General features: G+C 66.1%; 22 protein-coding genes. 6 read left to right on the top strand and 16 right to left on the bottom strand.

Annotation, left to right across the window (positions count from 1 at the left end):
• The first annotated feature begins 64 nt into the window (after positions 1-64).
• A complete protein-coding gene (gene mutS / locus PSEK12I1_RS0119115) occupies positions 65-2,641 on the top strand; it encodes a DNA mismatch repair protein MutS (RefSeq protein WP_027602591.1) in 2,577 nt (858 codons plus the stop codon).
• A 68-nt stretch (positions 2,642-2,709) separates the two neighbouring features.
• Positions 2,710-3,033, top strand: a complete 324-nt coding sequence (gene fdxA, locus PSEK12I1_RS0119110; RefSeq protein ID WP_007159459.1) for a ferredoxin FdxA — start codon at positions 2,710-2,712, stop codon at positions 3,031-3,033.
• A gap of 407 nt (positions 3,034-3,440) precedes the next feature.
• Here fdxA and rpoS read toward each other — a convergent pair whose 3' ends face one another.
• The 8 genes from rpoS to PSEK12I1_RS0119070 form a co-directional block, all read right to left on the bottom strand.
• Complete coding sequence (rpoS, locus tag PSEK12I1_RS0119105) at positions 3,441-4,433, bottom strand: RNA polymerase sigma factor RpoS (protein ID WP_007159460.1); 993 nt, start codon at positions 4,431-4,433, stop codon at positions 3,441-3,443.
• A 110-nt stretch (positions 4,434-4,543) separates the two neighbouring features.
• Positions 4,544-5,389 carry a peptidoglycan DD-metalloendopeptidase family protein gene (locus tag PSEK12I1_RS0119100; protein WP_007159461.1) on the bottom strand — a complete coding sequence of 282 codons (846 nt, stop codon included), beginning with the start codon at positions 5,387-5,389 and terminating at the stop codon, positions 4,544-4,546.
• A gap of 176 nt (positions 5,390-5,565) precedes the next feature.
• The gene (locus tag PSEK12I1_RS0119095) at positions 5,566-6,204 is read right to left on the bottom strand and encodes a protein-L-isoaspartate(D-aspartate) O-methyltransferase (protein WP_007159462.1); all 639 of its coding nucleotides are present in this window, start codon (positions 6,202-6,204) and stop codon (positions 5,566-5,568) included.
• Between the two features lie 38 nt (positions 6,205-6,242).
• Positions 6,243-6,998, bottom strand: coding sequence for a 5'/3'-nucleotidase SurE (surE, locus tag PSEK12I1_RS0119090; RefSeq protein ID WP_027602590.1), 756 nt, complete (start codon positions 6,996-6,998; stop codon positions 6,243-6,245).
• A complete protein-coding gene (gene truD / locus PSEK12I1_RS0119085; RefSeq protein WP_027602589.1) occupies positions 6,986-8,044 on the bottom strand; it encodes a tRNA pseudouridine(13) synthase TruD in 1,059 nt (352 codons plus the stop codon). Before truD ends, surE begins: the two co-directional genes overlap by 13 nt.
• Positions 8,041-8,514 (bottom strand): 2-C-methyl-D-erythritol 2,4-cyclodiphosphate synthase, encoded by a 474-nt coding sequence (gene ispF, locus PSEK12I1_RS0119080; protein WP_017639034.1) that lies wholly within the window; start codon positions 8,512-8,514, stop codon positions 8,041-8,043. Before ispF ends, truD begins: the two co-directional genes overlap by 4 nt.
• Before the next feature lie 66 nt (positions 8,515-8,580).
• Positions 8,581-9,435, bottom strand: coding sequence for an S-formylglutathione hydrolase (gene fghA / locus PSEK12I1_RS0119075; protein ID WP_177323767.1), 855 nt, complete (start codon positions 9,433-9,435; stop codon positions 8,581-8,583).
• A gap of 39 nt (positions 9,436-9,474) precedes the next feature.
• Complete coding sequence (locus tag PSEK12I1_RS0119070; protein ID WP_027602587.1) at positions 9,475-10,587, bottom strand: S-(hydroxymethyl)glutathione dehydrogenase/class III alcohol dehydrogenase; 1,113 nt, start codon at positions 10,585-10,587, stop codon at positions 9,475-9,477.
• A 101-nt stretch (positions 10,588-10,688) separates the two neighbouring features.
• Between PSEK12I1_RS0119070 and PSEK12I1_RS0119065 the strand changes: the two genes are divergently transcribed.
• The 4 genes from PSEK12I1_RS0119065 to yedF all read left to right on the top strand — a co-directional run bounded on the left by PSEK12I1_RS0119065 (position 10,689) and on the right by yedF (position 14,379).
• Positions 10,689-11,594: a LysR substrate-binding domain-containing protein gene (locus tag PSEK12I1_RS0119065; RefSeq protein WP_108581292.1), complete on the top strand. Its 906-nt coding sequence runs from the start codon at positions 10,689-10,691 to the stop codon at positions 11,592-11,594.
• 106 nt (positions 11,595-11,700) lie between these two features.
• Positions 11,701-12,867 carry a hypothetical protein gene (locus tag PSEK12I1_RS0119060; protein ID WP_027602586.1) on the top strand — a complete coding sequence of 389 codons (1,167 nt, stop codon included), beginning with the start codon at positions 11,701-11,703 and terminating at the stop codon, positions 12,865-12,867.
• A 71-nt stretch (positions 12,868-12,938) separates the two neighbouring features.
• Positions 12,939-14,165: a selenium metabolism membrane protein YedE/FdhT gene (yedE, locus tag PSEK12I1_RS0119055; protein ID WP_027602585.1), complete on the top strand. Its 1,227-nt coding sequence runs from the start codon at positions 12,939-12,941 to the stop codon at positions 14,163-14,165.
• Entirely contained in the window at positions 14,131-14,379 is a 249-nt protein-coding gene (yedF, locus tag PSEK12I1_RS0119050; protein WP_027602584.1) for a sulfurtransferase-like selenium metabolism protein YedF, read from the top strand. The genes yedE and yedF overlap by 35 nt, the downstream gene beginning before the upstream one ends.
• Positions 14,380-14,382: 3 nt before the next feature.
• Here the strand turns inward: yedF and ispD are convergent, their stop codons facing one another.
• The 8 genes from ispD to dnaE form a co-directional block, all read right to left on the bottom strand.
• A complete protein-coding gene (ispD, locus tag PSEK12I1_RS0119045; RefSeq protein WP_027602583.1) occupies positions 14,383-15,084 on the bottom strand; it encodes a 2-C-methyl-D-erythritol 4-phosphate cytidylyltransferase in 702 nt (233 codons plus the stop codon).
• Positions 15,084-15,362 carry a septum formation initiator family protein gene (locus tag PSEK12I1_RS0119040; RefSeq protein ID WP_007159473.1) on the bottom strand — a complete coding sequence of 93 codons (279 nt, stop codon included), beginning with the start codon at positions 15,360-15,362 and terminating at the stop codon, positions 15,084-15,086. The genes ispD and PSEK12I1_RS0119040 overlap by 1 nt, the downstream gene beginning before the upstream one ends.
• A 166-nt stretch (positions 15,363-15,528) precedes the next feature.
• Positions 15,529-16,818, bottom strand: a complete 1,290-nt coding sequence (gene eno, locus PSEK12I1_RS0119035; protein ID WP_007159474.1) for a phosphopyruvate hydratase — start codon at positions 16,816-16,818, stop codon at positions 15,529-15,531.
• A 79-nt stretch (positions 16,819-16,897) separates the two neighbouring features.
• Complete coding sequence (gene kdsA / locus PSEK12I1_RS0119030; protein ID WP_007159475.1) at positions 16,898-17,746, bottom strand: 3-deoxy-8-phosphooctulonate synthase; 849 nt, start codon at positions 17,744-17,746, stop codon at positions 16,898-16,900.
• Between the two features lie 2 nt (positions 17,747-17,748).
• The gene (locus tag PSEK12I1_RS0119025) at positions 17,749-19,377 is read right to left on the bottom strand and encodes a CTP synthase (RefSeq protein WP_007159476.1); all 1,629 of its coding nucleotides are present in this window, start codon (positions 19,375-19,377) and stop codon (positions 17,749-17,751) included.
• Positions 19,378-19,519: 142 nt separating this feature from the next.
• Entirely contained in the window at positions 19,520-20,836 is a 1,317-nt protein-coding gene (gene tilS / locus PSEK12I1_RS0119020; protein ID WP_027602581.1) for a tRNA lysidine(34) synthetase TilS, read from the bottom strand.
• A 10-nt stretch (positions 20,837-20,846) separates the two neighbouring features.
• Positions 20,847-21,797: an acetyl-CoA carboxylase carboxyltransferase subunit alpha gene (locus PSEK12I1_RS0119015; RefSeq protein ID WP_027602580.1), complete on the bottom strand. Its 951-nt coding sequence runs from the start codon at positions 21,795-21,797 to the stop codon at positions 20,847-20,849.
• 140 nt (positions 21,798-21,937) lie between these two features.
• Positions 21,938-25,459: a DNA polymerase III subunit alpha gene (gene dnaE / locus PSEK12I1_RS0119010; protein WP_027602579.1), complete on the bottom strand. Its 3,522-nt coding sequence runs from the start codon at positions 25,457-25,459 to the stop codon at positions 21,938-21,940.
• Positions 25,460-25,487: the final 28 nt, after the last annotated feature.

Below are 25,487 nucleotides of genomic sequence, written 5' to 3'. Positions count from 1 at the left end.
ACAAACGCCGCCAGTTGATGGACAATAAGCGGCTATCCACAGGCAACCGGATCGAAACACCCGCATGAGCGACCTCTCCGCGCACACGCCCATGATGCAGCAGTACCTCAAGATCAAGCATCAGCATCCCGAACAGCTGCTGTTCTATCGCATGGGCGATTTCTACGAGCTGTTCTATGACGACGCCCGGCGTGCCGCCAAGTTGCTCGACATCACCCTGACCGCTCGTGGCGCCTCGGCCGGCAAGTCCATCCCCATGGCCGGCATCCCCTTCCATTCCGCCGAAGGCTACCTGGCCAAGCTGGTCAAGCTCGGCGAATCCGTGGTGATCTGCGAGCAGATCGGCGACCCGGCCACCAGCAAGGGCCCGGTGGAACGCCAGGTGGTGCGCATCATCACCCCGGGTACGGTCAGCGACGAGGCGCTGCTCGACGAGCGCCGCGACAACCTGCTGACCGCCGTGCTGGGCGACGAACGCCTGTTCGGCCTGGCCGTACTGGACATCGCCAGCGGTCGCTTCACCGTGCAGGAACTGGCCGGCTGGGAAACCCTGCTGGCGGAGCTGGACCGTCTCAATCCCGCCGAGCTGCTGATCCCCGACGACTGGCCCGCCGGCCTGCCCGCCGAGAAGCGCCGCGGAGTACGTCGCCGGGCGCCCTGGGATTTCGACTGCGATTCGGCGCTCAAGAGCCTCTGCCAGCAATTCGGCACCGGTGACCTCAAGGGCTTCGGTTGCGACAAGCTGGGCCTGGCCCTCGGCGCCGCCGGCTGCCTGCTGGCCTACGCCAAGGAAACCCAGCGTACCGCCCTGCCGCACCTGCGCAGCCTCCGCCACGAGCGCCTGGACGACACGGTCATCCTCGACGGCGCCAGCCGCCGCAACCTGGAACTGGACGTCAACCTGGCCGGCGGTCGCGACAACACCCTGCAGTCGGTGGTGGACCGCTGCCAGACCGCCATGGGCAGTCGCCTGCTGACCCGCTGGCTGAATCGCCCGTTGCGCAATCGCGCCATCATCGAAGCCCGCCAGGACGCCATCACCTGCCTGCTGGAAGGCTATCGCTTCGAGACGCTGCAACCGCAGCTCAAGGACATCGGCGACCTGGAACGCATCCTCGCCCGCATCGGCCTGCGCAACGCCCGCCCGCGCGATCTCGCCCGCCTGCGCGATGCCCTGGCCGCGTTGCCAATGCTGCAGGACGGGCTGACGCAGATGATCGCCCCGCACCTGCTCGACCTGGCCCGGAGCATCCAGACCTATCCGGAGCTGGCCGCCACCCTGGCCCGCGCCATCATCGACAACCCGCCCGCGGTGATCCGCGATGGCGGCGTCATCAAGCGCGGCTACGACAGCGAGCTGGACGAGTTGCAGACCCTGAGCGAGAACGCCGGCCAGTTCCTCATGGACCTGGAGGCCCGGGAAAAGGCCCGCACCGGCCTGCAGGGCCTCAAGGTCGGCTACAACCGCGTCCACGGCTACTTCATCGAGATCCCCAGCCGCCAGGCCGAATCGGCCCCGGCCGACTACATCCGCCGCCAGACCCTCAAGGGCGCCGAGCGCTTCATCACCCCGGAGCTGAAGGCCTTCGAAGACAAGGCGCTGTCGGCGCAAAGCCGCGCCCTGGCCCGCGAGAAGGCGCTCTACGAAGCCCTGCTCGACGAGCTCATCGGCCACCTGGCGCCGTTGCAGGACAGCGCCGCCGCCCTGGCCGAACTGGACGTCCTGGCCAACTTCGCCGAGCGCGCTCTCAACCTGGACCTGAACAAGCCGCGCTTCGTCGAGGAGCCCTGCCTGAAGATCGGCCAGGGGCGCCACCCGGTGGTGGAACAGGTGCTGGAAACGCCCTTCGTCGCCAACGACGTCACCCTGGACAACGACACCCGCATGCTGGTGATCACCGGTCCGAACATGGGCGGCAAGTCCACCTACATGCGCCAGACCGCGCTGATCGTGCTCCTGGCCCATGTCGGCAGCTTCGTCCCGGCGGCCAGTTGCGAGCTGTCGCTGGTGGATCGCATCTTTACCCGCATCGGTTCCAGCGACGACCTGGCCGGCGGCCGTTCCACCTTCATGGTGGAGATGAGCGAGACCGCCAACATCCTGCACAACGCTAGCGAACACAGCCTGGTGCTGATGGACGAGGTCGGTCGCGGCACCAGCACCTTCGACGGCCTGTCGCTGGCCTGGGCCGCCGCCGAGCAACTGGCGCGACTGCGCGCCTGGACGCTGTTCGCCACCCACTACTTCGAGCTGACCGTGCTGCCGGACGGCCAGCCGAGCGTGGCCAACGTCCACCTCAACGCCACCGAGCACAATGACCGCATCGTCTTTCTGCACCATGTGCTGCCCGGCCCGGCCAGCCAGAGCTACGGCTTGGCCGTGGCGCAGCTGGCCGGAGTACCGGAAGACGTCATCCTGCGCGCGCGCGAGCATCTCGCCCGCCTGGAAGCGGCCAGTTTCAACGGTGAGGTGGGTACGCCGCTGCCGGTAAGCGCGCCAGCCAAGGATCGTCCGCTACAGGCCGATCTGTTCGCCAGCGCCGCCCATCCTCTCATCGAGGAACTGGAACGCCTGCAGCCGGACGACATCACACCCAGACGGGCCCTGGAGCTTATCTACGAATGGAAAAAGCGTATCTGAGTTAACGGATACGAGGGTTCCGGCAATGCTGCTAGAATCCGCCGCCTTAGCCTGAGGAGAACGAGCAGATGACCTTCGTCGTCACTGACAACTGCATCAAATGCAAATATACCGACTGCGTGGAAGTCTGCCCGGTGGACTGCTTCTACGAAGGCCCCAACTTCCTGGTGATCCACCCGGACGAGTGCATCGACTGCGCCCTGTGCGAACCCGAATGCCCAGCCCAGGCGATCTTCTCGGAAGACGAGGTGCCGGCCGGCCAGGAAGCCTTCATCGAACTCAACAGTGAACTGGCCAACATCTGGCCGAACATCACCGAGAAGAAGGACGCCCTGCCTGACGCCGCCGAGTGGGATGGTAAGCCCAACAAGCTCCCCCAGCTCGAACGCTAGGCCTTGCCTGGAATCTCCAGGCAATAAAAAAGGGGGCGGATCGCTCCGCCCCCTTCGTCCCTGTCCCTGTAATCCTGCCACCATCCTGGTGAACCTCGTCCTGAGGTGTTCCTGATCCGCATCCTGCCGATCCGTGTCGTCCCAGACACAGCGCCGATAGTACGCTTCTCCCGCAGGCTGGCAATCTGCCATAGTGCGCCTTTCGATCTCGCCTTGCGCTTAGAACAGAAACAGAAAAACGTTATGTAGCAGGCACTTGGCGTCTTCTCGCGCTGATCAAGCGATGCTTTCTGGCAGCTCCAAGCGATACAGGCTTACGCAGGCTGTAAGCCCTGGCTTACAAGAACACGCAGAAAAAAGCCCGGAAAAATCCGGGCTCCGTTTGGCTGACATTCAGCTAGGCGCGATCAGAACAGCGAATCACTGGACAGGCCGTTACGTTCGAAGATTTCCCGCAACCGCTTGAGCGCCTCGACCTGGATCTGCCGGACCCGCTCACGGGTAAGGCCTATCTCCTGCCCTACCTCTTCCAGGGTGCAGGCTTCATGACCGCGCAGCCCGAAGCGCCGGATCACCACTTCGCGCTGCTTTTCCGGCAACTCCAGCAGCCACTGGTCGATGCTCTGGTTGAGATCCGAATCCTGCAGCAGTTCGCAGGGATCGGTGGGACGGTCATCGGTCAGGGTATCGAGCAGGGTCTTGTCGGAGTCGGGGCCGAGGACCATGTCCACCGAGCTGATCCGCTCGTTAAGGCCCATCACCCGCTTCACGTCCGCCACCGGCTTTTCCAGCAGAGCGGCAATTTCCTCGGGAGAAGGCTCGTGATCGAGCTTCTGGGTCAGCTCCCGCGCGGCGCGCAGGTGCAGATTGAGCTCCTTGACCACATGGATCGGCAGGCGAATGGTGCGGGTCTGATTCATGATCGCCCGCTCGATGGTCTGCCGAATCCACCAGGTGGCATAGGTGGAAAATCTGAAGCCCCGCTCGGGATCGAATTTCTCCACCGCGCGGATCAAGCCCAGGTTGCCCTCTTCGATCAGATCGAGCAGCGACAGACCACGGTTGATGTAGCGCCGGGCGATCTTGACCACCAGACGCAGGTTGCTTTCGATCATGCGCTTACGACCGGCGGGATCGCCGCGCTGCGCGAGACGGGCGAAATGCACCTCTTCTGCCGGTGACAGCAGTGGCGAGAAGCCGATTTCGTTGAGATAGAGCTGAGTGGCGTCGAGTGCACGGCCATAGTCGGCCAGCTTGGCACCGCGCAAGACCTGGTTGCCGCGCCCGGACAGGGCCTTGGTCATGGCGGTATCGGCGGATTCCTCACCGAAGGGATTGGAATCGAGAAGCAGGACATCGTCGCCGAGATCGTACTCGGTTTCTTGTTTGTTCTGGATCATCTTGAGTAACCCTTGCTCGTCTGTGCTTCGAGCCAGGGCGTATCGATACGTTGCCGATGCGCCATGACTCGCCCCCAAAGAGCTGCGGGATCGAGTCGGCGCCTAGCGAATCAGCGATTGGGCAAAAACTGCAAGGGATCCACCGGCTTGCCCTGACGGCGAATCTCGAAATGGAGCTTGACGCGGTCGGTCCCGGTCGAACCCATCTCGGCAATCGTCTGCCCTATCTTGACACGCTCACCTTCCCGAACCAGCAACCTACGATTGTGACCGTAGGCACTGACGTAGGTTTCGCTGTGTTTGACGATAACCAGTTCACCATAACCCCGTAGACCATTTCCCGCATAGACCACGGTGCCATCGGCGGCGGCCATCACGGGCTGACCTTCCTGGCCGGCGATGTCTATTCCCTTGTTTAGGCTGCTGCTGGCCGAGAAGCGACTGATCAACGTACCTTTCGTCGGCCAGGCCCAACCGGCGGCGGATTGGGGGACGTCACGGGTCGGCGTCTGGGCCGGTGTCACCGGCGTCGGCGGCGGTGCGGCGGGCAGATTCGGAGTCACCACCGGCGTGGCGGCGGTGGGATTGGAGGTCACGGGCGGCGGAATGGGTACCGGGGTCGCCACCGGATTGCCGGGTGCCGGCGCGGAAGCGACAGGGGTGGCCGAGCCCGTGGCCGGCCGGCGAATGATGCGACTGGAACCCGTGGCGCTGCCGCCATTGCCGAAGCGGATCACCTGGCCGACATGGATGACATAGGGCGCAGCGAGGCCGTTCTGAGCCGCCAGGGCGCGCCATTCCCAGCCGTTGCGCGAGGCGATGGAAAACAGGGTGTCTCCGCGCTTGACGCGATACTGGCCGGAGGTGACCTGGGGCACGCTGCTGCGGCCATCGCCGCGGTCGACCACCGGCGCTCGCGAGCCGTTGCTCGAACAACCCGTCAGCAGCAGGGCCACGAGCAGTGTCGCCAGCCAGCCTGAACGCCCTCGTCCTGGAAATCCTTGCGCTCGGGCCTTCACCCGTTCCTCCCGCAGAGTCTGATCATCTACCGTCCGGCCATCCTGCCGGCCTCAAGCGGCCGCTGCCGTCAGGCAGCCTTGGAGCGCGGTACCGGGGTAACGTTCCCTGTCTCTCACTGGGCCAGAGGTCCGTTGAGCAGGGGCACGAAACGGACGGCGTTGAGTTCGTGGCGGACGAAGCCTTCGGCCTCGCGCACGATCAGCAGGAGCTTCTGCTCCTCGTCGACGCCTACCGGGATCACCAGGCGACCGCCAGGGGCCAGCTGGTCGAGCAGCGCCTGGGGCACTTCCCGCGCGGCGGCGGTGACGATGATGCCGTTGTAGGGTGCCAGTGCCGGCCAGCCTTCCCAGCCATCGCCCCAGCGGAACACCACGTTGCGCAGGTTGAGTTCGAGCAGACGCTCCTTGGCCCGATCCTGCAGCGACTGGATACGCTCCACGGAAAACACCCGCTCCACGGTCTGCGCCAGGATGGCGGTCTGGTAGCCGGAGCCGGTGCCGATCTCCATGACCTTGTCCAGCGGCCCGCCGGCGAGCAGCAGCTCGGTCATGCGCGCCACCATGAACGGCTGGGAGATGGTCTGGTTGTGGCCGATGGGCAACGCCGTGTCTTCGTAGGCGCGATGGGCCAGGGCCTCGTCGACGAACAGGTGGCGCGGCGTACGGCGGATCACCTCCAGCACCTGGGCGTTGGACAGCCCCTCTTCGTAGAGGCGCTGGATGAGCCGCTCCCGGGTGCGCTGGGAGGTCATGCCGATGCCGTGTCTTTGCATATGCTCTTGCCCCTGAGTCATGCCAGCAGCTCCGTCAGCGCCGACAGGCCGGCGAAGCCCTCGCGGAAGGTGCGATCGAACTGCAGCGGCGTCACCGAGACATAGCCTTCCAGCACGGCGTGGAAGTCGGTACCCGGTCCGCCATCCACCGCATCGCCGGCAACCGAGATCCAGTAACCGGCCTTGCCGCGCGGATTGATCTCGCGCACCGGCGGCTTGGCCTGGGCCCGGTGCCCCAGGCGGGTCAGCTGCAGGCCCTTGATCTGCTCGAGCGGCAGATCCGGGATGTTGACGTTGAGCACGGTGCGCGGCGGCAGATCGAAGCGTTCGTGCAGGGCCACGATGCGGGCGGCGATCTCGGCCGCCACCGCCATGTTGTCGGCACTGCGCGACACCAGCGAGAAGGCCAGCGCCGGCCGATCGAGGAACCGTCCTTCCATGGCCGCGGCCACGGTGCCGGAATAGAGGACGTCGTCGCCCAGGTTGGCACCCAGGTTGATGCCGGCCACCACCATGTCCGGCGTCTCTTCCAGCAGGCCATTGAGGCCGAGGTGAACGCAATCGGTAGGCGTGCCGTTGACGCCCAGGTAGCCATTGGGCAGGCGCTGCGGATGCAGGGGGCGGTCCAGCGTCAGGGCACTGCTCACACCGCTCATGTCATAGAGCGGCGCGACTACCTGGCACTCGTAGTCCGCACGGGCGGAGAGCGCGGCATGCAGCGCGGCGATACCGGGGGCCAGCACCCCATCGTCGTTGGCGATCAGAAGTCGCATGGATGTTCCGTCTGCCCTGCCTCGCCAAGCGTTACCAGCTCGCGAACCACTGCGGTGGCGAAACAGCCGGCCGGCAGGACGAATTCGAGTTGCAGAATGTCAGGAGCGGGATAATGCCACGTCAGGCCGCCAATGGGGAGGCGCAGGATGCGCCGTTCATGCGAGAGGCCGGCACCGGCCAGCCAGGCGGGCAGCTCTCCGGCGGCCTCTGCGACCTGCCGCTCCAGGTCTGCGGCCGGCCCCTGCACCGGCGACTCGCCGGCGCCCCACAGGGGGCCGGTGGGGTGCAGATCGAGCGCCGCCAGGCGCGGATCGGTCAGATCGGCGGCGGTGGCCGGAAAGTGGCTGCGGCTGTCGGTGAAGGCCAGCAGATCGCCCTCCTGCGCCCGCTTCCAGGAGCCGTCGGCGATGCGCCCGGCCAGCACCTGATTGAACAGCCAGCTGCGCGCGGCGGACAGGGTGCGCGAGCGCCGATTGCGTTGCTCGGGCAGGCGCTGCTCGCGGGCGCACTGCTGGGCGTCCGCCAGGTTGCCACCCTGATAGCCGAAGCGCTGCGGACCGAAATAATTGGGCACGCCAGCGGCGGCGATGGCCTGCAGCCGCGCCTCCAGCGCCACCGGATCGGCCTGGAGCCCAGTCAGCCGCAGGCGGAAGCCGTTGGCGGCATGGGCGCCGCGCTGCAGCTTGCGGCGGTGGCGACCCTGCTGGAGGATCACCAGCGTCTCGTCGCAGGCGGCCGCGAGATCCGGGTCGGCCTTGCCGGGCAGGTGCAGGCTGAACCACTGGCGGGTCAGGGCCTGGCGATCCTTGAGACCGGCATAGCTGATCGCCCGCTGCGGCACCCCGGCGGCGCGCGCCAGGCGGCGCACCGCTTCCTCGGTGTTGAGGCCGCGCTTCTCGACCCACAGCCAGAGGTGCTCGCCATCACCGCTGAGCGGGATGTCCAGCACCTCGTCCACCTGGAAGTCCTCGGCACTGGCCTTGAGGATCGCCTGGCCGCAGGACTCGCCATGGGCGCGCGGCCCGAGCAACTGGTCTTCGGTCATAGCGGCAGCAGCAGGGCCACGGCGTGCACGGCGATGCCCTCTTCGCGCCCGACGAAACCCAGGCGTTCGGTGGTGGTGGCCTTGACGTTGACCTGACCCAGCTCGACCTGCAGATCCTCGGCGATGGCCTGGCGCATGGCTTCGATGTGCGGCGCCATCTTGGGCGCCTGGGCGGCGATGGTGCCGTCGACGTTACCGACCTGCCAGCCCTGCTCGCGGACCAGGCCGACCACATGACGCAGCAGCACCCGACTGTCGGCGCCCTTGAAGCGTGGATCGGTATCGGGGAAATGCTTGCCGATGTCGCCCAGCGCGGCCGCGCCCAGCAGGGCATCGGCCAGGGCATGCAGCAGCACGTCGCCATCGGAGTGGGCGACCAGGCCATGGTGGTGGGGAATACGAATGCCACCGAGGGTGATGAAGTCGCCCTCGCCAAAGGCGTGAACGTCGAAACCGTGACCTATGCGCATGAAGAGAGACGCCCTTGAGACTGACAGGGCGTCGATTCTACCGGCTGGGGACAGCTCCCGTCGCCCTCAGGGGGCCGTGAGCGCCGCCGCGTGATGCCGCAGATGGTCGTCGATGAAGCTGGCGACGAAGAAATAGCTGTGGTCATACCCCGGTTGCAGACGCAGTTCCAGCGGATGGCCCACGGCTTCCGCCGCGCGCTGCAGCGCCTGGGGCTTGAGCTGTTCGGCGAGGAAGCTGTCCTGCTCGCCCTGGTCAATCAGCAGCGGCAGGCGCTCCTCGGCCTTCTCCAGCAGCGCACAGGCGTCCCACTCGGCCCAGGTGCTGCGGTCCTCGCCCAGGTAGTTGGAGAACGCCTTGTGCCCCCAGGGACAATCCAGCGGATTGACGATGGGGGAAAAGGCCGACACCGAGCGATAACGACCGGGATGCCGCAAGGCGCAGATCAGGGCACCGTGGCCGCCCATGGAGTGACCGCTGACGCCGCGACGATCCGAGACCGGGAAGTTGGCCTCGATCAACGCCGGCAATTCTTCCACCACATAGTCGTGCATGCGGTAGTGCCGAGCCCAGGGCTGCTGGGTGGCGTTGACGTAGAAACCCGCCCCCAGACCGAAATCCCAGGCTTTTTCGGGGTCGTCCGGCACCCCTTCGCCGCGCGGACTGGTGTCCGGCGCCACCAGCACCAGGCCCAGCTCGGCGGCCAGGCGCTGGGCACCGGCCTTCTGCATGAAGTTCTCGTCGGTGCAGGTCAGCCCCGACAGCCAGTAGAGCACCGGCAGGTCGCTGCGCGCCTCCGCCTGGGGCGGCAGGTAGACGGCGAAGGTCATGTCGCAGTCGAGACTGCGGGCGCGATGGCGATAGCGCTTGTGCCAGCCGCCGAAACTCTTGTTGCTGGAGAGCAGTTCGAGACTCATGGTCATCTCCCGGACAGGGGGCGCCCCTGGGCGCCCGCCTGGCGATCAGTAGTGGACGACGGTGCGGATGCTCTTGCCTTCGTGCATCAGCTCGAAGGCCTCGTTGATCTGCTCCAGGCCCATGGTGTGGGTGATGAAGGTGTCCAGCGGGATCTCGCCGCTCTGCGCCTTGCGCACATAGCCGGGCAGCTCGCTGCGGCCCTTGACGCCGCCGAAGGCGCTGCCGCGCCAGACGCGACCGGTCACCAGCTGGAACGGGCGGGTGCTGATTTCCTGGCCGGCCCCGGCCACCCCGATGATCACCGACTCACCCCAACCCTTGTGGCAGCACTCCAGCGCTGCACGCATCAGGTTGACGTTGCCGACGCACTCGAAGCTGTAGTCGACGCCGCCATCGGTCAGCTCGACGATGACCTCCTGGATCGGCTTCTGGTAATCCTTGGGATTGATGAAGTCGGTGGCACCCAGTTCACGGGCGATGTCGAACTTGGACGGATTGATGTCGATGGCGATGATGCGGCTGGCCTTGGCCATCTTGGCCCCGATGATGGCGGCCAGGCCGATGCCGCCCAGGCCGAAGACGGCGACGGTGGCGCCCTCTTCCACCTTGGCGGTGTTGAGCACGGCGCCGATGCCGGTGGTCACGCCGCAACCCAGCAGGCAGACCTTTTCCAGGGGCGCTTCCTCGGGAATCTTCGCCACCGAGACCTCCGGCAGCACCGTGTATTCGGAAAAGGTGGAGCAGCCCATGTAGTGGTAGATCGGCTCGCCGTTGTAGGAGAAACGGGAGGTGCCGTCGGGCATCAGGCCCTTGCCCTGGGTGGCGCGTACCGAGCTGCACAGGTTGGTCTTGCCGGATTTGCAGAATTTGCACTGACCGCATTCGGCGGTGTACAGCGGGATGACGTGATCGCCCACGGCGACCGAGGTCACGCCCTCGCCCACCGCCTCGACGATGCCACCGCCCTCGTGACCGAGGATGCAGGGAAAGACCCCTTCGGAATCCTGACCCGAGAGGGTGTAGGCATCGGTGTGGCAGACACCGGTGGCGACGATGCGGATGAGCACCTCACCGGCCTTGGGCGGCTCGACGTCCACTTCGACGATCTTGAGGGGCTCGTTGGGCGCGAAGGCTACGGCGGCGCGGGACTTGATCATGGTCGACTCCAGAGGGGCGAAAAAACGAGAGGACCAGTTTAGACGCCAGAATTCCTGGAACAATCGGGCATACTGGAATTCATTTTTGCCACTGGGAAACAATCATGGGCTGGGAGGGCATCGACGAATTCGTCGCCGTGGCGAGCACCCTGCACTTCGGCCAGGCCGCCGATCGCCTCGGCACCTCGACCTCGCACGTGAGCCGGCAGGTGGCCCGACTGGAAGAACGGCTGCAGGCGCGTCTGCTCTATCGCAGCACCCGCAGCGTCGCCCTCACCGAAGCCGGCCACACCTTTCTGCAGCACTGCCGCCGGCTGCAGGAGGCACGCGACGAAGCCCTGCGCGAGGTCAGCGATCTCTCCAGCCAGCCCAAGGGGCTGATCCGCATGACCTGCGCCGTGACCTATGGCGAGCGCTTCGTCGTGCCCCTGGTCAACGACTTCCTCGCCCGTTATCCCGAGGTCAGCCTGGAACTGGACCTGACCAACCGCACCGTCGATCTCCTGCACGAAGGCTACGACCTGGCCATCCGCCTGGGGCGCCTGGCCGATTCCCGCCTGGTAGCGACCCGTCTGGCGCCGCGGGAGCTCTATCTGTGTGCCGCGCCCAGCTACCTGGAGCGCTTCGGCGCACCCCATACCCTGTCGGAACTCGGGCGCCATCGCTGCCTGGTGGGCACCAGCGATATCTGGAGCTTTCGCGAAAACGATCGCGAGGTGCTGCACCGGGTCCAGGGTTCCTGGCGCTGCAACAGCGGTCAGGCGGTGCTGGACGCCGCCCTGCGCGGCTTCGGCCTGTGCCAGCTGCCGGACTACTATGTCCTGCCGCACCTGGCCCGCGGCGAGTTGCGCGCCCTGCTGGACAATCGCCAGCCGCCCAACAGCGCGGTCTGGGCGCTCTACCCACAGCGGCGCTTTCTCTCGCCGAAGATTCGCCTGCTGGTGGAACACCTCAAACAGGGCCTGAGCACCCCGCGCCCCGGCGCTCGCCACCCATCCGGAAGCTGAGCGCAGCGGAGGAACCGGGTCTTTCGAGCGGCCTTCGAAAGGGTGTCGGTCGTCCTGACCCCGCCCTGCCGGTGGCGTCACGGCGACTCCTGCAGCCGGAGGTCCCATGAACGACACCCTCGATCATCACGCACTCGCCACCTGGATGAAGGAGGCGACCCCACCATGCCTGTCTCTCTACATGCCCACCGAGCGCGCCTTTCCGCAGCGTGAGCAGAATGTCATCCGCTTCAAGAATCTGTTGCGGCAGCTGGAAGCGGATCTCGTCGAGCGCTTTCCCGAAGCCGATCACGTCGCGCTGCTGGCGCCGCTGCAGACCCTGGTGGACAACGCCGATTTCTGGCACTACCCGCGCGGCGGCCTGGCCATCCTGCGCGACCGCGATCAGTTCCGGGTGCTCAAGGTGCTGGACCCCCTGGAAGAGACCGCCCGGGTCAATCACCACTTCCAGCTGCAGCCGCTGCTGCGCCTGGCCCAGGCGCGGGATCGCTATCAGGTGCTGTGCCTGACCCGCAATCAGGCGCACCTGTTCGAAGGCAACCGCGACAACCTGGTGGAGGTGGAGCTGGGCGAAGGGGTGCCGCGCACCCTGGAAGACGCCCTTGGCACCGAGCTGACCGAAGGCAACCAGCGCGGCCTACCCCAGGGCTTCAGCCGGGCCGGCGAGCGTGGCGACTCCATGCAGCACAACGCCGGCGGCATCAGCAAGCATGACGAGCAGGACGCCGACCGCGAGCGCTACTTCCTGGCCCTGGACCGCGCCCTGACCCGGGTGCACAGCAACACCGCTCGCCTACCCCTGGTGCTGGCCGCGCTGCCGGAGCACCAGGCCGCCTTTCGCCGCCTGAGCCAGAACCCCCATCTCTTGCCGGAAGGCATCGCCGGTGATCCCGGCCCCCTGGACAACGACGCCCTGCGTGCCAGGGCCTGGGCGGTGATGGCGCCCCGCATGGAACAGCGACTCGACGACCTGCTGGATACCTACGCCCAGCGTCATGGCCAGGGGCTGGCCTCGGATCGCCTGGAAGACATCGGCGGCGCCCTGCTGGACGCCCGGGTCGACACCCTGCTGGTGGAAGCCGATCGCCATATCCCGGGCTATCTGGACCTGGAACGGCGCCTGCTGGTCCCCGCCAAGCCGGAGGGCGCCAATGCCGACGACCTGCTGGACGAACTCAGCTTCCAGGCCCTGCAGCAAGGTGGCGAGGTGCTGGTCCTGCCGCGCGAGCGGATGCCTGGCGGCACCGGCGTGGCGGCCATCTATCGCTACTAGCCGCTGCGCTGGACCGGATTGGCGCTTGAACTAGACTTCAGCGCCAATCCGCCCCTGCCAAGGTTGTCACCATGTCTGCCCTAGCCGCCTTTCGCGAGCGCTATCTGCTGCGCTTCTGGGCGCCCCTGCCCACGCTGATCGCCCTCGGCGTCGCCTCGGCCTACTACTTCGCCCTGACCGGAACCTTCTGGGCCGTGACTGGCGAATTCACCCGCTGGGGCGGCCATGTGCTGGCCTGGTTCGGCGTCCCGGTAAGGGACTGGAGCTATTTCCGGCTGATCGGCCTGCAGGGCACGCCCCTGGATCGCATCGATGGCGTCATGATCATCGGCATGCTGCTGGGCGCCCTGGCCTGCGCCCTCTGGGCCGGCAACGTCGGCCTGCGCTGGCCCACTAGTCGCCGCCGGCTGCTCCAGGGCCTGGTCGGCGGCATCATCGCGGGCTTCGGTGCCCGCCTGGCCATGGGTTGCAACCTGGCGGCCTTCTTTACCGGCATCCCCATGTTCTCGCTGCATGCCTGGGCCTTCATGCTGGCCACGGTGGCCGGCGCCTGGCTTGGCGTGAAGCTGACCCTGCTGCCCTGGCTGCGCATTCCGCTGAAGGTCACCGCCCACGCCGCCACCCTGCCCGATGCCGGGCAGCTGGCCCGGCGCGCGCGTCGCCAGGCGCGGCTGGGTCTCGCCGTGCTGGTGGTGGCGCTGCTCTTCGCCGCCTGGCGCTTCGAGGTCTCCCTGGTACTGGGTCTGGCTACCCTTTTCGGCCTGGTCTTCGGCGGCCTGATCGAGCGGGCGCAGATCTGCTTCACCAGCGCCGCCCGCGACCTCTGGACCACCGGCCGCACCCAGGCGGCGACCGGCATCCTGCTGGGCATGGCGGTGGCCTGCCTCGGCACCTTTGGCGCCATCCAGCTGGGCATGGCGCCAAAGATCTTCTGGATGGGCCCCAACGCCGTGATCGGTGGCCTGCTGTTTGGCGTCGGCATCGTCCTCGCCGGTGGCTGCGAGACCGGCTGGATGTACCGCGCGGTGGAAGGCCAGCTGCATTTCTGGGTGGTGGGCCTGGGCAACGTCATCGGCGGGACCCTGGTGGCGGTCTACTGGGACCGCCTGGGCAGCGCCCTCGCCCTGCCCTATCCCAGGATCAATCTGCTGCAGCAGGCAGGCCCCGGCAGCGGCCTGCTGCTGACCTTTGCCGGCCTGGCCCTCTGCCTGCTGCTGGTGCAACTCAACGCCCGCCGTTTCACTCGCTCCCGGAAGCCTGTCCATGACGCTCGCCAAGACGCCGACGCTGTCGCTTAATCTGCGGGGCGAACACTGCCCCTACAACGCCATCGCCACCCTGGAGACCTTGCAGACCCTGCAGCCTGGCGATCTCCTGGAGGTGATCACCGATTGCGCCCAGTCGATCCACGGCATTCCGGAAGATACCCGGCGCCAGGGCTACGATTGCCAGGCGGTGGAACAGCATGGCGCGCTGTTCCGCTTTCTCATCGAGGTTCCGCTGCGGGCCTGAGGGCTAGGCCTCGGCGAAGACACTTTGCAGTCGCTGCAGGTCTTCGGGGGTGGTGACCTTGATGTTGTCCGCCCGGCCTTCGACCAGGCGCGGCGCATGCCCCGCCCACTCCATGGCCGAGGCCTCGTCGGTGATGGCGGCGCCCGCGGCCAGACCGGCGCTCAGGGCGTCTCGCAGCGCACCGAGGCGGAACATCTGCGGCGTATAGGCCAGCCAGACCTGGCTGCGGTCGACGGTTTCGCTCACCCGGCCATCGCGGCCAACGCGCTTGAGGGTATCCCGCGCCGGCACGCCCAAGAGACCACCCACCGGGTCCTGGGCCAGTTCGGCCAGTAGCCGATCCAGATCGGCGCGGCAGAGATTGGGCCGGGCAGCATCGTGCACCAGCACCCAGTCGCCATCGTTGGCGCCCTGCTCGCTCAGCAGCAGCAGGCCACCCAGCACCGAGTCGGCGCGCTCACGACCGCCCGGGGCGCGCAGGATGCGGGCGTCGCGGGCACAGGCCAGCGTCGGCCACCAGGGATCTTCCGCCGCCAGGCTCACCGCCAGGCCGCGCAGGCGCGGATGGTCGAGAAAACAGTCGAGGGTGCGCTCCAGCAGGCTGCGGCCGCACAGGTCGAGGTATTGCTTGGGTCGGTCGGCACGCATCCGCGCACCCACGCCCGCGGCGGGAATGACCGCCCAGAAGGAAGGCAGAAGGGACATTATTTGGATTGCAGGAAAAGGGTTTCGCCTTGTTTGACCATGCCGAGTTCGTGGCGGGCACGCTCCTCGACGGTCTCCATGCCTTTCTTGAGCTCGACGACCTCGGCTTCGAGGATCTCGTTGCGCTCCAGCAGGCGCTTGTTCTCACCATTCTGGTCGGCGATCTGCTGCTTGAGTTCACGCACCTGGGCGAAGCTGCCATCACCGACCCACAGGCGATACTGAAGACCGCCAAGCAGCAGGAGCAGGAAGGGGAACAGCCAGTAGGGACTTCGCATGGGAGATAACGGATTCGCGGACGGCGGATGCCGCAAAGGCGGCGGCAGAGACGAAAACAGGATAGAAGCCCGGCTCTACGCTTGTAAACTGGGCATCTATCCTGTGGTCCGTCGGACGTGGCGGAAGGCGACGATCTCTGTCATCGCCTCCCCGGTCGCGCAACCCTTAGCTGCGGAACTCGGCACGACCGCGGTAAGGCGCCTTGGCACCCAGCTGCTCTTCGATGCGCAGCAGCTGGTTGTACTTGGAGACGCGATCGGAACGGCACAGCGAACCGGTCTTGATCTGACCGGCGGCGGTGCCCACGGCCAGGTCGGCGATGGTGGAGTCTTCGGTCTCGCCGCTGCGGTGGGAGATCACCGCGGTGTAGCCGGCGGCCTTGGCCATCTGGATGGCTTCCAGGGTCTCGGTCAGGGAGCCGATCTGGTTGAACTTGATCAGGATCGAGTTACCGATGCCCTTCTCGATGCCTTCCTTGAGGATCTTGGTGTTGGTGACGAACAGGTCGTCGCCCACCAGCTGCACCTTGCTGCCGATCTTGTCGGTCAGGGCCTTCCAACCGGCCCAGTCGGACTCGTCCATGCCGTCTTCGATGGAGATGATCGGGAACTGCTCGGTCAGCCCGGCCAGGTAGTCGGCGAAACCGTTGGCGTCGAAGGCCTTGCCCTCGCCGGACAGGTCGTACTGGCCGTCCTTGTAGAACTCGCTGGAGGCGCAGTCCAGAGCCAGGGTCACGTCGGTGCCCAGCTCGTAACCGGCATTCTTAACCGCTTCGGCGATGGCGGCCAGGGCGTCGGCGTTGGAGGCCAGGTTCGGCGCGAAGCCGCCTTCGTCACCCACGGAGGTGCTCAGGCCACGGGCCTTGAGCACGGCTTTGAGGTGATGGAAGATCTCAGCACCCACGCGCAGGGCGTCGGCAAAGCTCTTGGCGCCGACCGGCTGGACCATGAATTCCTGAATGTCGACGTTGTTGTCGGCATGCTCGCCGCCGTTGATGATGTTCATCATCGGCACCGGCATGGAGTACTGACCGGGGGTGCCGTTCAGGTTGGCGATGTGGGCGTAGAGCGGCAGGTCCTGGTCTTCGGCAGCGGCCTTGGCGGCCGCCAGGGACACGGCCAGGATGGCGTTGGCGCCCAGCTTGGCCTTGTTGTCGGTACCGTCCAGCTCGATCATCGCGCGGTCCAGGGCCTTCTGGTCGCTCGGATCCTTGCCCAGCAGCAGGTCACGGATCGGGCCGTTGATGTTGCCCACGGCCTTCAGGACGCCCTTGCCCAGGTAACGGCTCTTGTCGCCGTCGCGCAGCTCCAGTGCCTCGCGCGAACCGGTGGACGCGCCGGACGGCGCGGTGGCGCGACCGACGATACCATTGTCCAGGATCACGTCCGCTTCAACGGTGGGGTTGCCGCGGGAATCCAGGACCTCACGTCCCTTGATGTCGACGATGTTAGCCATTTTTGTATCGATCTCCATGTTACCGGTCATTGACGGATCAGCCTTCGGCTGCGCCTGGGCCTTTTGGTTCAGCCGCCGCTTAGGCAGTTTCGATCGGCGTGAACGACTTCACCAGCTCGTCCAGCGCCTTGAGCTGGGCCAGGAAGGGCTCCAGCTTGTCCAGGCGCAGGGCACAGGGGCCGTCGCACTTGGCATGTTCGGGATCCGGATGGGCTTCGAGGAACAGACCGGCCAGGCCCTGGCTCATGCCGGCCTTGGCCAGGTCGGTGACCTGGGCGCGGCGGCCGCCGGCGGAATCGGCACGCCCGCCCGGCATCTGCAGGGCATGGGTGACATCGAAGAACACCGGGTAGCCGAAGCTCTTCATGATGCCGAAGCCGAGCATGTCGACCACCAGGTTGTTGTAGCCGAAGGAGGAGCCCCGCTCGCAGAGGATCAGCTGGTCGTTGCCGGCTTCTTCGCACTTGGCGAGGATGTGCTTCATCTCCTGGGGCGCGAGGAATTGCGCCTTCTTGATGTTGATCACGGCGTCGGTCTTGGCCATGGCCACCACCAGATCGGTCTGCCGCGAGAGGAAGGCCGGCAGCTGGATGATGTCGCACACCGCCGCCACTGGCGCCGCTTGGTAGGGCTCGTGGACGTCGGTGATCACCGGCATGCCGAAGGTGGCCTTGAGCTCTTCGAAGATGCGCAGGCCGGCTTCCATGCCCGGACCGCGATAGCTGGTCACGGAGGAGCGGTTGGCCTTGTCGAAGCTGGCCTTGAAGACGTAGGGGATGCCCAGCTTCTCGGTCACCTTGACGTATTGCTCGCACACCTGCATGGCCAGGTCGCGAGATTCCAGCACGTTCATGCCGCCGAACAGCACGAAGGGCTTGTCGTTGGCGATCTCGATGCTGCCGACGCGGACGATCTTCTGAGCGGTCATGATCAATCCTTCTTGGCGTAACGCAGGGCGGCGTTGACGAAGCCGCTGAACAGCGGATGGCCGTCACGCGGGGTGGAGGTGAACTCCGGGTGGAACTGGCAGGCGACGAACCAGGGATGATCCGGGGCTTCCACCACTTCGACCAGGGCGCCGTCGCCCGAGCGACCGGAGATCTTCAGGCCGGCGGCCTCGATCTGCGGCAGGAGGTTGTTGTTGACCTCGTAGCGGTGACGGTGGCGCTCGACGATGACGTCCTGGCCATAGCAGTCGTGCACCTGGGTACCGCCGATCAGCTGGCACTCCTGGGCGCCCAGGCGCATGGTGCCGCCTAGGTCGGAGCCTTCGGTACGGATCTCGGTGGCGCCGGTGGAATCCTGCCATTCGGTGATCAGGCCGACCACCGGGTGGCCGCTGGCCTTGTCGAATTCGGTGGAGTTGGCGTCTTTCCAGCCCAGCACGTTACGGGCGAATTCGATGACCGCCACCTGCATGCCCAGGCAGATGCCCAGGTAGGGGATCTTGTTCTCGCGGGCGTACTGCACGGTGGCGATCTTGCCTTCCACGCCGCGCAGGCCGAAGCCGCCGGGCACCAGGATGGCATCGACGCCCTTGAGCAGATGGGTGCCCTGCTGCTCGATGTGCTCGGAGTCGATATAGCGCAGGTTGACCTTGGTGCGGCTCTGGATACCGGCGTGGGTCATGGCCTCGATCAGCGACTTGTAGGCGTCGAGCAGCTCCATGTACTTACCGACCATGGCGATGGTGACTTCCTGCTCGGGGTTGAGCTTGGCGTCCACCACGCGATCCCACTCGGACAGATCGGCCGGCTTGCACTCCAGGCCGAAGCGCTCGACGACGAATTCGTCAAGGCCCTGGGCGTGCAGCACGGAGGGAATGCGGTAGATGGTGTCGACGTCTTCCAGGGAGATGACCGCGCGCTCTTCGACGTTGGTGAAGAGCGCGATCTTGCGGCGGGAAGAGCTGTCGACGGTGTGGTCGGAACGGCAGATCAGCACATCGGGCTGCAGGCCGATGGAGCGCAGTTCCTTGACCGAATGCTGGGTCGGCTTGGTCTTGGTCTCGCCGGCGGTGGCGATGTAGGGGACCAGGGTCAGGTGCATCAGCATGGCACGGCGCGCGCCGATCTCCACCCGCAGCTGGCGGATGGCTTCGAGGAAGGGCTGCGACTCGATGTCACCGACGGTGCCGCCGATCTCCACCAGGGCTACGTCGGCATCGCCGGCGCCCTTGATGATGCGTCTCTTGATCTCGTCGGTGATGTGCGGGATCACCTGCACGGTGGCGCCCAGGTAGTCGCCACGACGCTCCTTGCGCAGGACGTCCATGTAGATGCGACCGGTGGTGAAGTTGTTGTTCTGGGTCACGGTGGTGCGGATGAAGCGCTCGTAGTGACCCAGGTCCAGATCGGTCTCGGCGCCGTCATGGGTGACGAACACCTCGCCGTGCTGGAAGGGGCTCATGGTGCCGGGATCCACGTTGATGTAGGGATCCAGCTTGAGCATGGTGACCTTCAGCCCTCTCGCTTCCAGAATGGCGCCCAGGGAGGCCGAGGCGATGCCTTTCCCCAAAGAAGAAACAACACCGCCCGTGACGAAAATAAAGCGCGTCATGAAAATTCCTAGAATCTGCGTTGAGGCGGAGAGCCGCCGATGAAAGCGAGAGCGGTCGGCCTGGCGCCGGACCAATGCACACCATCCACTCGGGGCGAGCGGAAAATGCGATATAAGACGGGAGCGTAGTCTAGCCTAAAGGTCATCCCAGCTCAAACCCGCCCATGCCGTCTGCGGGCTGCCACTCAAGCCGCCCTCCCCCCGGCAGCCCATCCAGACCGGGCAGGTTGGCCACCGCCAGCAGTTCGTCGCCGCGCCAGAGCAGCGGCAATCGGCCGCGCAGGAACGGCGGCACCCCCTGCTCGTTGAGCAAACGCTTGAGATCGCGGCTGCCGCGACCCGGTACGACCAGCCGCTCGCCACCCTGGCGATAGCCGATTCTCCAGCCGGATGCGACGACCGGTACGCTGAATCGCAGGCGACCATTCCCCTGGAGTTCCAGGGTGGTTTCCTGCCCGTTAATGGCCCGGGGTGACGGCGCGACCTGCCAGGCCGCGGGCACCCACCAGATCCGCCCTGCCCCCCGGCGCAGACTGCCACCTTCGAGACGCCAGACCGGATCGCCGGCCTCGCCCGCCTCGCGCAATGCCTGCCAACCGGCCCAGTGGGCGCTGTCGGGCTGGCGGGTGAAGCTGTCCAGCCAGAACCGCAGGGCATTGCGCTGGCGTGCCTCGCTCAGGGACTGCAAGGGCGCCAGGGCCAGACTGGGCAAGGGAATCCAGGGGAAAGGCTGTTCGGCCCGCCGGGCCTGCTGCAGATCCAGGCTGGCCAGTTCACCAAGCAATTCGTCGGCTTCGGCCAGATGCCGGGCACTGCGCGCCATGACCTGATCGACGCCCGGCCAGCGGTCGCGTAGCCGCGGCAGCACCTGGTGCCTCAGGTAATTGCGATCCAGCCGGGTATCGGCATTGCTGGGATCCTCGATCCAGTCCAGCCCCTCGGCTTCGGCATAGGCCAGCAGCGCGCGCCGCGGCTCGTCCAACAAGGGCCGCCAGAGCCGACCGTCGGCCAAGGAACGGGTCTCGGGCATGCCGGCCAGGCCCTTGACCCCCGCACCGCGCACCAGCCGCTGCAGCAGGGTCTCCAGCTGATCGTCGCGATGCTGGCCCAGCACCAGGCAGCCTTCCCTGGGCAGTACCCGGACGAAGGCGGCATAGCGTGCCTCGCGGGCAGCCCTTTCGAGACTGGCGGCGCCATCGATGTGGACGTGCAGGATATCGAGAGGAATGGCCAGCCTCTGGCAGACCCGGGCGCAGTGCGAGCCCCAGGCATCCGCCGCAGCTTGCAGACCATGGTGCACATGCACCGCCTGCAGATCGGCCAGCAACCCCTGTTCGCGCAGCTGCGCGAGGAGATGCAGGAGAACGGTGGAATCGAGTCCGCCGGAAAAGCCCACCCGCCAGTGACGGGTAGGCGGCTGCCGCTCCAGGCGGGCGCGCAGCCGATCCAGCAGACTCATAGGGGCGGGATCAGGCGATGCCGTAGCTCATCAGGCGCTCGTAGCGACGCTCCAGCAGCGCCGGCATGTCGTAGCCCTTGAGTTCGTCCAGCTGTTCCAGCAGCGCGGTGCGCAGGCTGTTGGCCATGGCCTGGGGATCGCGGTGCGCGCCACCCAGGGGCTCGTCGATCACCTGGTCGACGATGTTCAGGCTCTTCAGTCGCTCGGCGGTGATGCCCATGGCCTCGGCGGCATCGGGCGCCTTCTCGGCGGTCTTCCAGAGAATGGAGGCGCAACCTTCCGGCGAGATCACCGAGTAGGTGGAGTGCTGCAGCATGTTGAGCTGGTCGCAGACGCCAATGGCCAGGGCGCCACCGGAACCACCCTCGCCGATCACGGTGGCGATGATGGGGGTCTTCAGGCGCGCCATGACGCGCAGGTTCCAGGCGATGGCCTCGCTCTGGCCACGCTCTTCGGCGTCGATGCCCGGGTAGGCGCCGGGGGTATCGATGAAGGTCAGGATCGGCATCTTGAAGCGCTCGGCCATTTCCATCAGGCGGCAGGCCTTGCGATAGCCTTCCGGACGCGGCATGCCGAAGTTGCGGCGGACCTTCTCGCGGACTTCACGGCCTTTCTGGTGGCCGATGATCATCACCGAACGGCCTTCCAGGCGGGCGATGCCACCGACGATGGCCGGATCGTCGGCGAAGTGGCGGTCGCCGTGCAGCTCTTCGAAATCGCTGAACAGGTAGTTGATGTAGTCGAGGGTGTAGGGACGCAGCGGATGACGCGCCAGACGAGCCACCTGCCAGCTGGACAGGTCGCTGAAGATGCTCTTGGTGAGCGCCTGGCTCTTCTCCTGCAACCGGGCGATCTCGTCACTGATGTTCAGCGCATTGTCGTTACCGACCAGTCGAAGTTCTTCGATCTTGGCCTGGAGATCGGCGATGGGCTGTTCGAAATCGAGATAGTTCGGGTTCATGGGCATCCGTTAGTGCAATCTAGAGCCAAGGGCCGGGGCGCCTACCTTAAGGGATCGGACGGGACAGGTCGAGACTCCTGCCACGTCACCGGCGCCCGCCGCTGGCGAGGGTTGGGACGAAGCGCACGAGGCGCTCGGACTTAACGATAGTTCAGAAAGACGTTCTCCCTGCCGAACTGGTCACGCAGGGTTTGAATCAGGCCATCGGCCGGGTCGATCCGGTAGTTCTCGCCAAACTGCAGCAGCGCCCGCGCGGTGGGGCCCTGGTAGTCGATGGTGACCGGACAGGCGCCGCGATGACGGCCGCACAACTCGCCCAGCCAGCGCAGCCGGTCGCCGGCCAGTGCCTCGCTGCGCACCGCGATCCTCAGGCTTTCCGCCAGCGCGGTACGGGCCTCTTCCAGACCCAGCACGCGCTTGGCACGCAGGCGCAGGCCACCGGAGAAATCGTCCTGGCTGACCTCACCCTCGACGATCACCAGGGCGTCGGTCTGCAAGAGCGCCTGGGCGGCGTTGAAGGCTTCGGCGAACAGCGAGGCCTCGATGCGCCCGGACCTGTCGTCCAGGGTAACGAAGCCCATCTTGTCGCCGCGCTTGTTCTTCATCACCCGCAGATTGACGATCAGCCCGGCCACGGTCTGGGTTTCGCGCGACGGCTTGAGGTCGACGATGCGCTGGCGCGCCAGCCGGCGCACCTCACCTTCGTATTCCTCGATGGGGTGACCGGTCAGGTACAGCCCCAGGGTTTCCTTTTCCCCGCGCAGGCGCTCCTTGAGATTGAGCTCGCGGGCGCGCCGGTGGTTGGCATAGACGTCGGCCTCGGGCTCGGCGAAGACGCCACCGAAGAGATCGACATGGCCGCTGTTGTGGCTGCGGGCGGTCTGTTCGGCCGAGGCGATGGCCTCCTCCATGGCGGCCAGCAGCACGGCGCGATTCTGGTCGATGGTCGCCTGATAGGCCTTGAGCTCGTCATGGTAGTGCGGACCCAGGCGATCCAGGGCACCGGAGCGGATCAGGGCTTCCAGGGTGCGCTTGTTGATGCGCTTGAGGTCCACCCGCGCGCAGAAGTCGAAGAGGTCCTTGAAGAGGCCTTCGGCCCGCGCCTCGACGATGGCCTCCACCGGGCCCTCACCGACACCCTTGATCGCCCCCAGGCCGTAGACGATGCGCCCGCCGTCGTTGACGGTGAACTTGAACTCGGAAATGTTCACGTCCGGCGTGTCGATGCGCAGCTTCATGTGGCGGCATTCCTCGATGAGGATCACCACCTTGTCGGTGTTGTGCATGTCCGCCGACAGCACCGCGGCCATGAAGGGCGCCGGATAGTGGGTCTTCAGCCAGGCGGTCTGGTAGGACACCAGACCATAGGCCGCCGAGTGCGACTTGTTGAAGCCGTAGCCGGCGAATTTTTCCACCAGGTCGAAGATGTTGCCGGCCAGGTCCGCATCGATGCCGTTGTTGGCGCAGCCTTCGATGAAGCCGCCGCGCTGCTTGGCCATCTCCTCGGGCTTCTTCTTGCCCATGGCGCGGCGCAGCATGTCGGCCTGGCCGAGGGTGTAGCCGCCCATGACCTGGGCGATCTGCATCACCTGTTCCTGGTAGAGGATGATGCCGTAGGTGGGCGCCAGCACCGGCTGCAGGCCGTCGTACTGGTAGTCCGGATGCGGATAGGCCAGCTCGGCGCGGCCGTGCTTGCGGTTGATGAAGTCGTCCACCATGCCCGACTGCAGCGGACCGGGGCGGAACAGCGCCACCAGAGCAATGAGGTCTTCCAGGCAGTCCGGCTTGAGCTTCTTGATCAGCTCCTTCATGCCGCGGGATTCCAGCTGGAAGACGGCGGTGGTCTCGGCCTTCTGCAGCAGGGCATAGGTCGGCTTGTCGTCCAGCGGGATGAAGTCGATGTTGAGCGGCTCGCGCCCCTCCTCCACTTCCGTGCGATTGATGGTCTCCAGCGCCCACTTGATGATGGTCAGGGTGCGCAGACCGAGGAAGTCGAACTTGACCAGACCGGCCTGTTCGACATCGTCCTTGTCGAACTGGGTCACCAGGCCATTGCCGTCCTCATCGCAGGCGATGGGCGAGAAATCGGTCAACTTGGTCGGCGCGATCACCACACCACCGGCGTGCTTGCCGGTACCCCGGGTGATGCCCTCGAGCTTCAAGGCCATGTCCCAGATTTCCTTGGCGTCCTCGTCGGTCGCCAGGAAATCGCGCAGCGGCTCCTCCTGCTCGAAGGCTTTCTGCAGGGTCATGCCCACTTCGAAGGGGATCATCTTCGACAGGCGATCGGCCAGGCCATAGGACTTGCCCTGCACCCGCGCCACGTCGCGCACCACCGCCTTGGCGGCCATGGTGCCGAAGGTGATGATCTGGCTCACCGCCTCGCGGCCGTACAGGTCGGCCACGTATTCGATCACCCGGTCGCGACCGTCCATGCAGAAGTCGACGTCGAAGTCGGGCATGGAGATCCGTTCGGGGTTGAGGAAGCGCTCGAACAGCAGGTCATAGGCCAGCGGATCGAGGTCGGTGATCTTGAGTACGTAGGCGACCAGGGAGCCGGCACCCGAGCCCCGGCCGGGGCCGACCGGCACGCCGTTGTTCTTCGCCCACTTGATGAAGTCCATCACGATGAGGAAGTAACCGGGGAAGCCCATCTGGATGATGATGTCGAGCTCGAAGTTGAGCCGGTCGACGTACTCCTGGCGTTTCTCTTCGTAGTTGGGCGTGGTCTCGCGCGGCCAGAGCACGGCCAGGCGCTCTTCCAGGCCCTCGAAGGAGACGTGGCGCAAGTAGTCGTTGATGGTCATCCCGTTGGGGATCGGGAAGTTGGGCAGGAAGTACTTGCCCAGCTGGATCTCGATGTTGCAGCGCTTGGCGATCTCGACGGTGTTTTCCAGCGCCTCGGGCAGGTCGCTGAACAGCTCGGCCATCTCGGCCGCCGACTTCAGGTACTGCTGGTCGCTGTACTTGCGCTCGCGCCGGGGATCGTCCAGCGGCCGGCCCTCGCCGATGCAGACGCGGGTCTCGTGGGCCTCGAAGTCCTCGGCCTTGAGAAAGCGCACATCGTTGGTCGCCACCAGGGCGCCCCCGCAGCGATCGGCCAGGGCCACGGCGGCATGCAGGTGCTCTTCGTCACCGACTCGCTCGGTGCGCTGCACCTCCAGATAGAAGCGATCCTGGAAGACCTGCTGCCATTCCTCGAACAGCTGATCGGCCAGCGCCAGGTCGCCTTCGAGCAGCGCCAGGCCGATCTCACCCTCCTTGGAACCGGACAGGGCGATCAGGCCTTCGCTGGCGTCCTTCACCCAGTCGCGCTGGATGACGATCTGACCGTCCTGCTGGCCTTCCTGGAATCCGCGGGACAGCAACTCGGTGAGGTTGCGATAGCCCTTGGCGTTCATGACCAGCAGGGTCATGCGGCTCAGGGGCGCGTCGCCTTCGCGGCCGGCCAGCCAGATGTCGGCGCCGGCGATGGGCTTTATCCCGGCGCCCATGGCCGCCTTGTAGAACTTGACCAGCGAACAGAGGTTGCCCTGGTCTGTCACCGCCACGGCCGGCATCCCGGCGGCTTCGGCAGCCTTGACCAGCCCCTTCACCCGCACGATCCCGTCGACCAGGGAGTATTCCGTGTGGAGACGCAGGTGGACGAAGGATGCGGACATGGCAGAGACCCCTTGATGCATGAGGCGC

Origin of the sequence: Pseudomonas sp. MOIL14HWK12:I1 (assembly GCF_000510705.1) — a bacterium.
Taxonomy (GTDB): Bacteria; Pseudomonadota; Gammaproteobacteria; order Pseudomonadales; family Pseudomonadaceae; genus Chryseomonas; species Chryseomonas oryzihabitans.
This window is presented reverse-complemented; position numbering and strand designations above follow the sequence as displayed.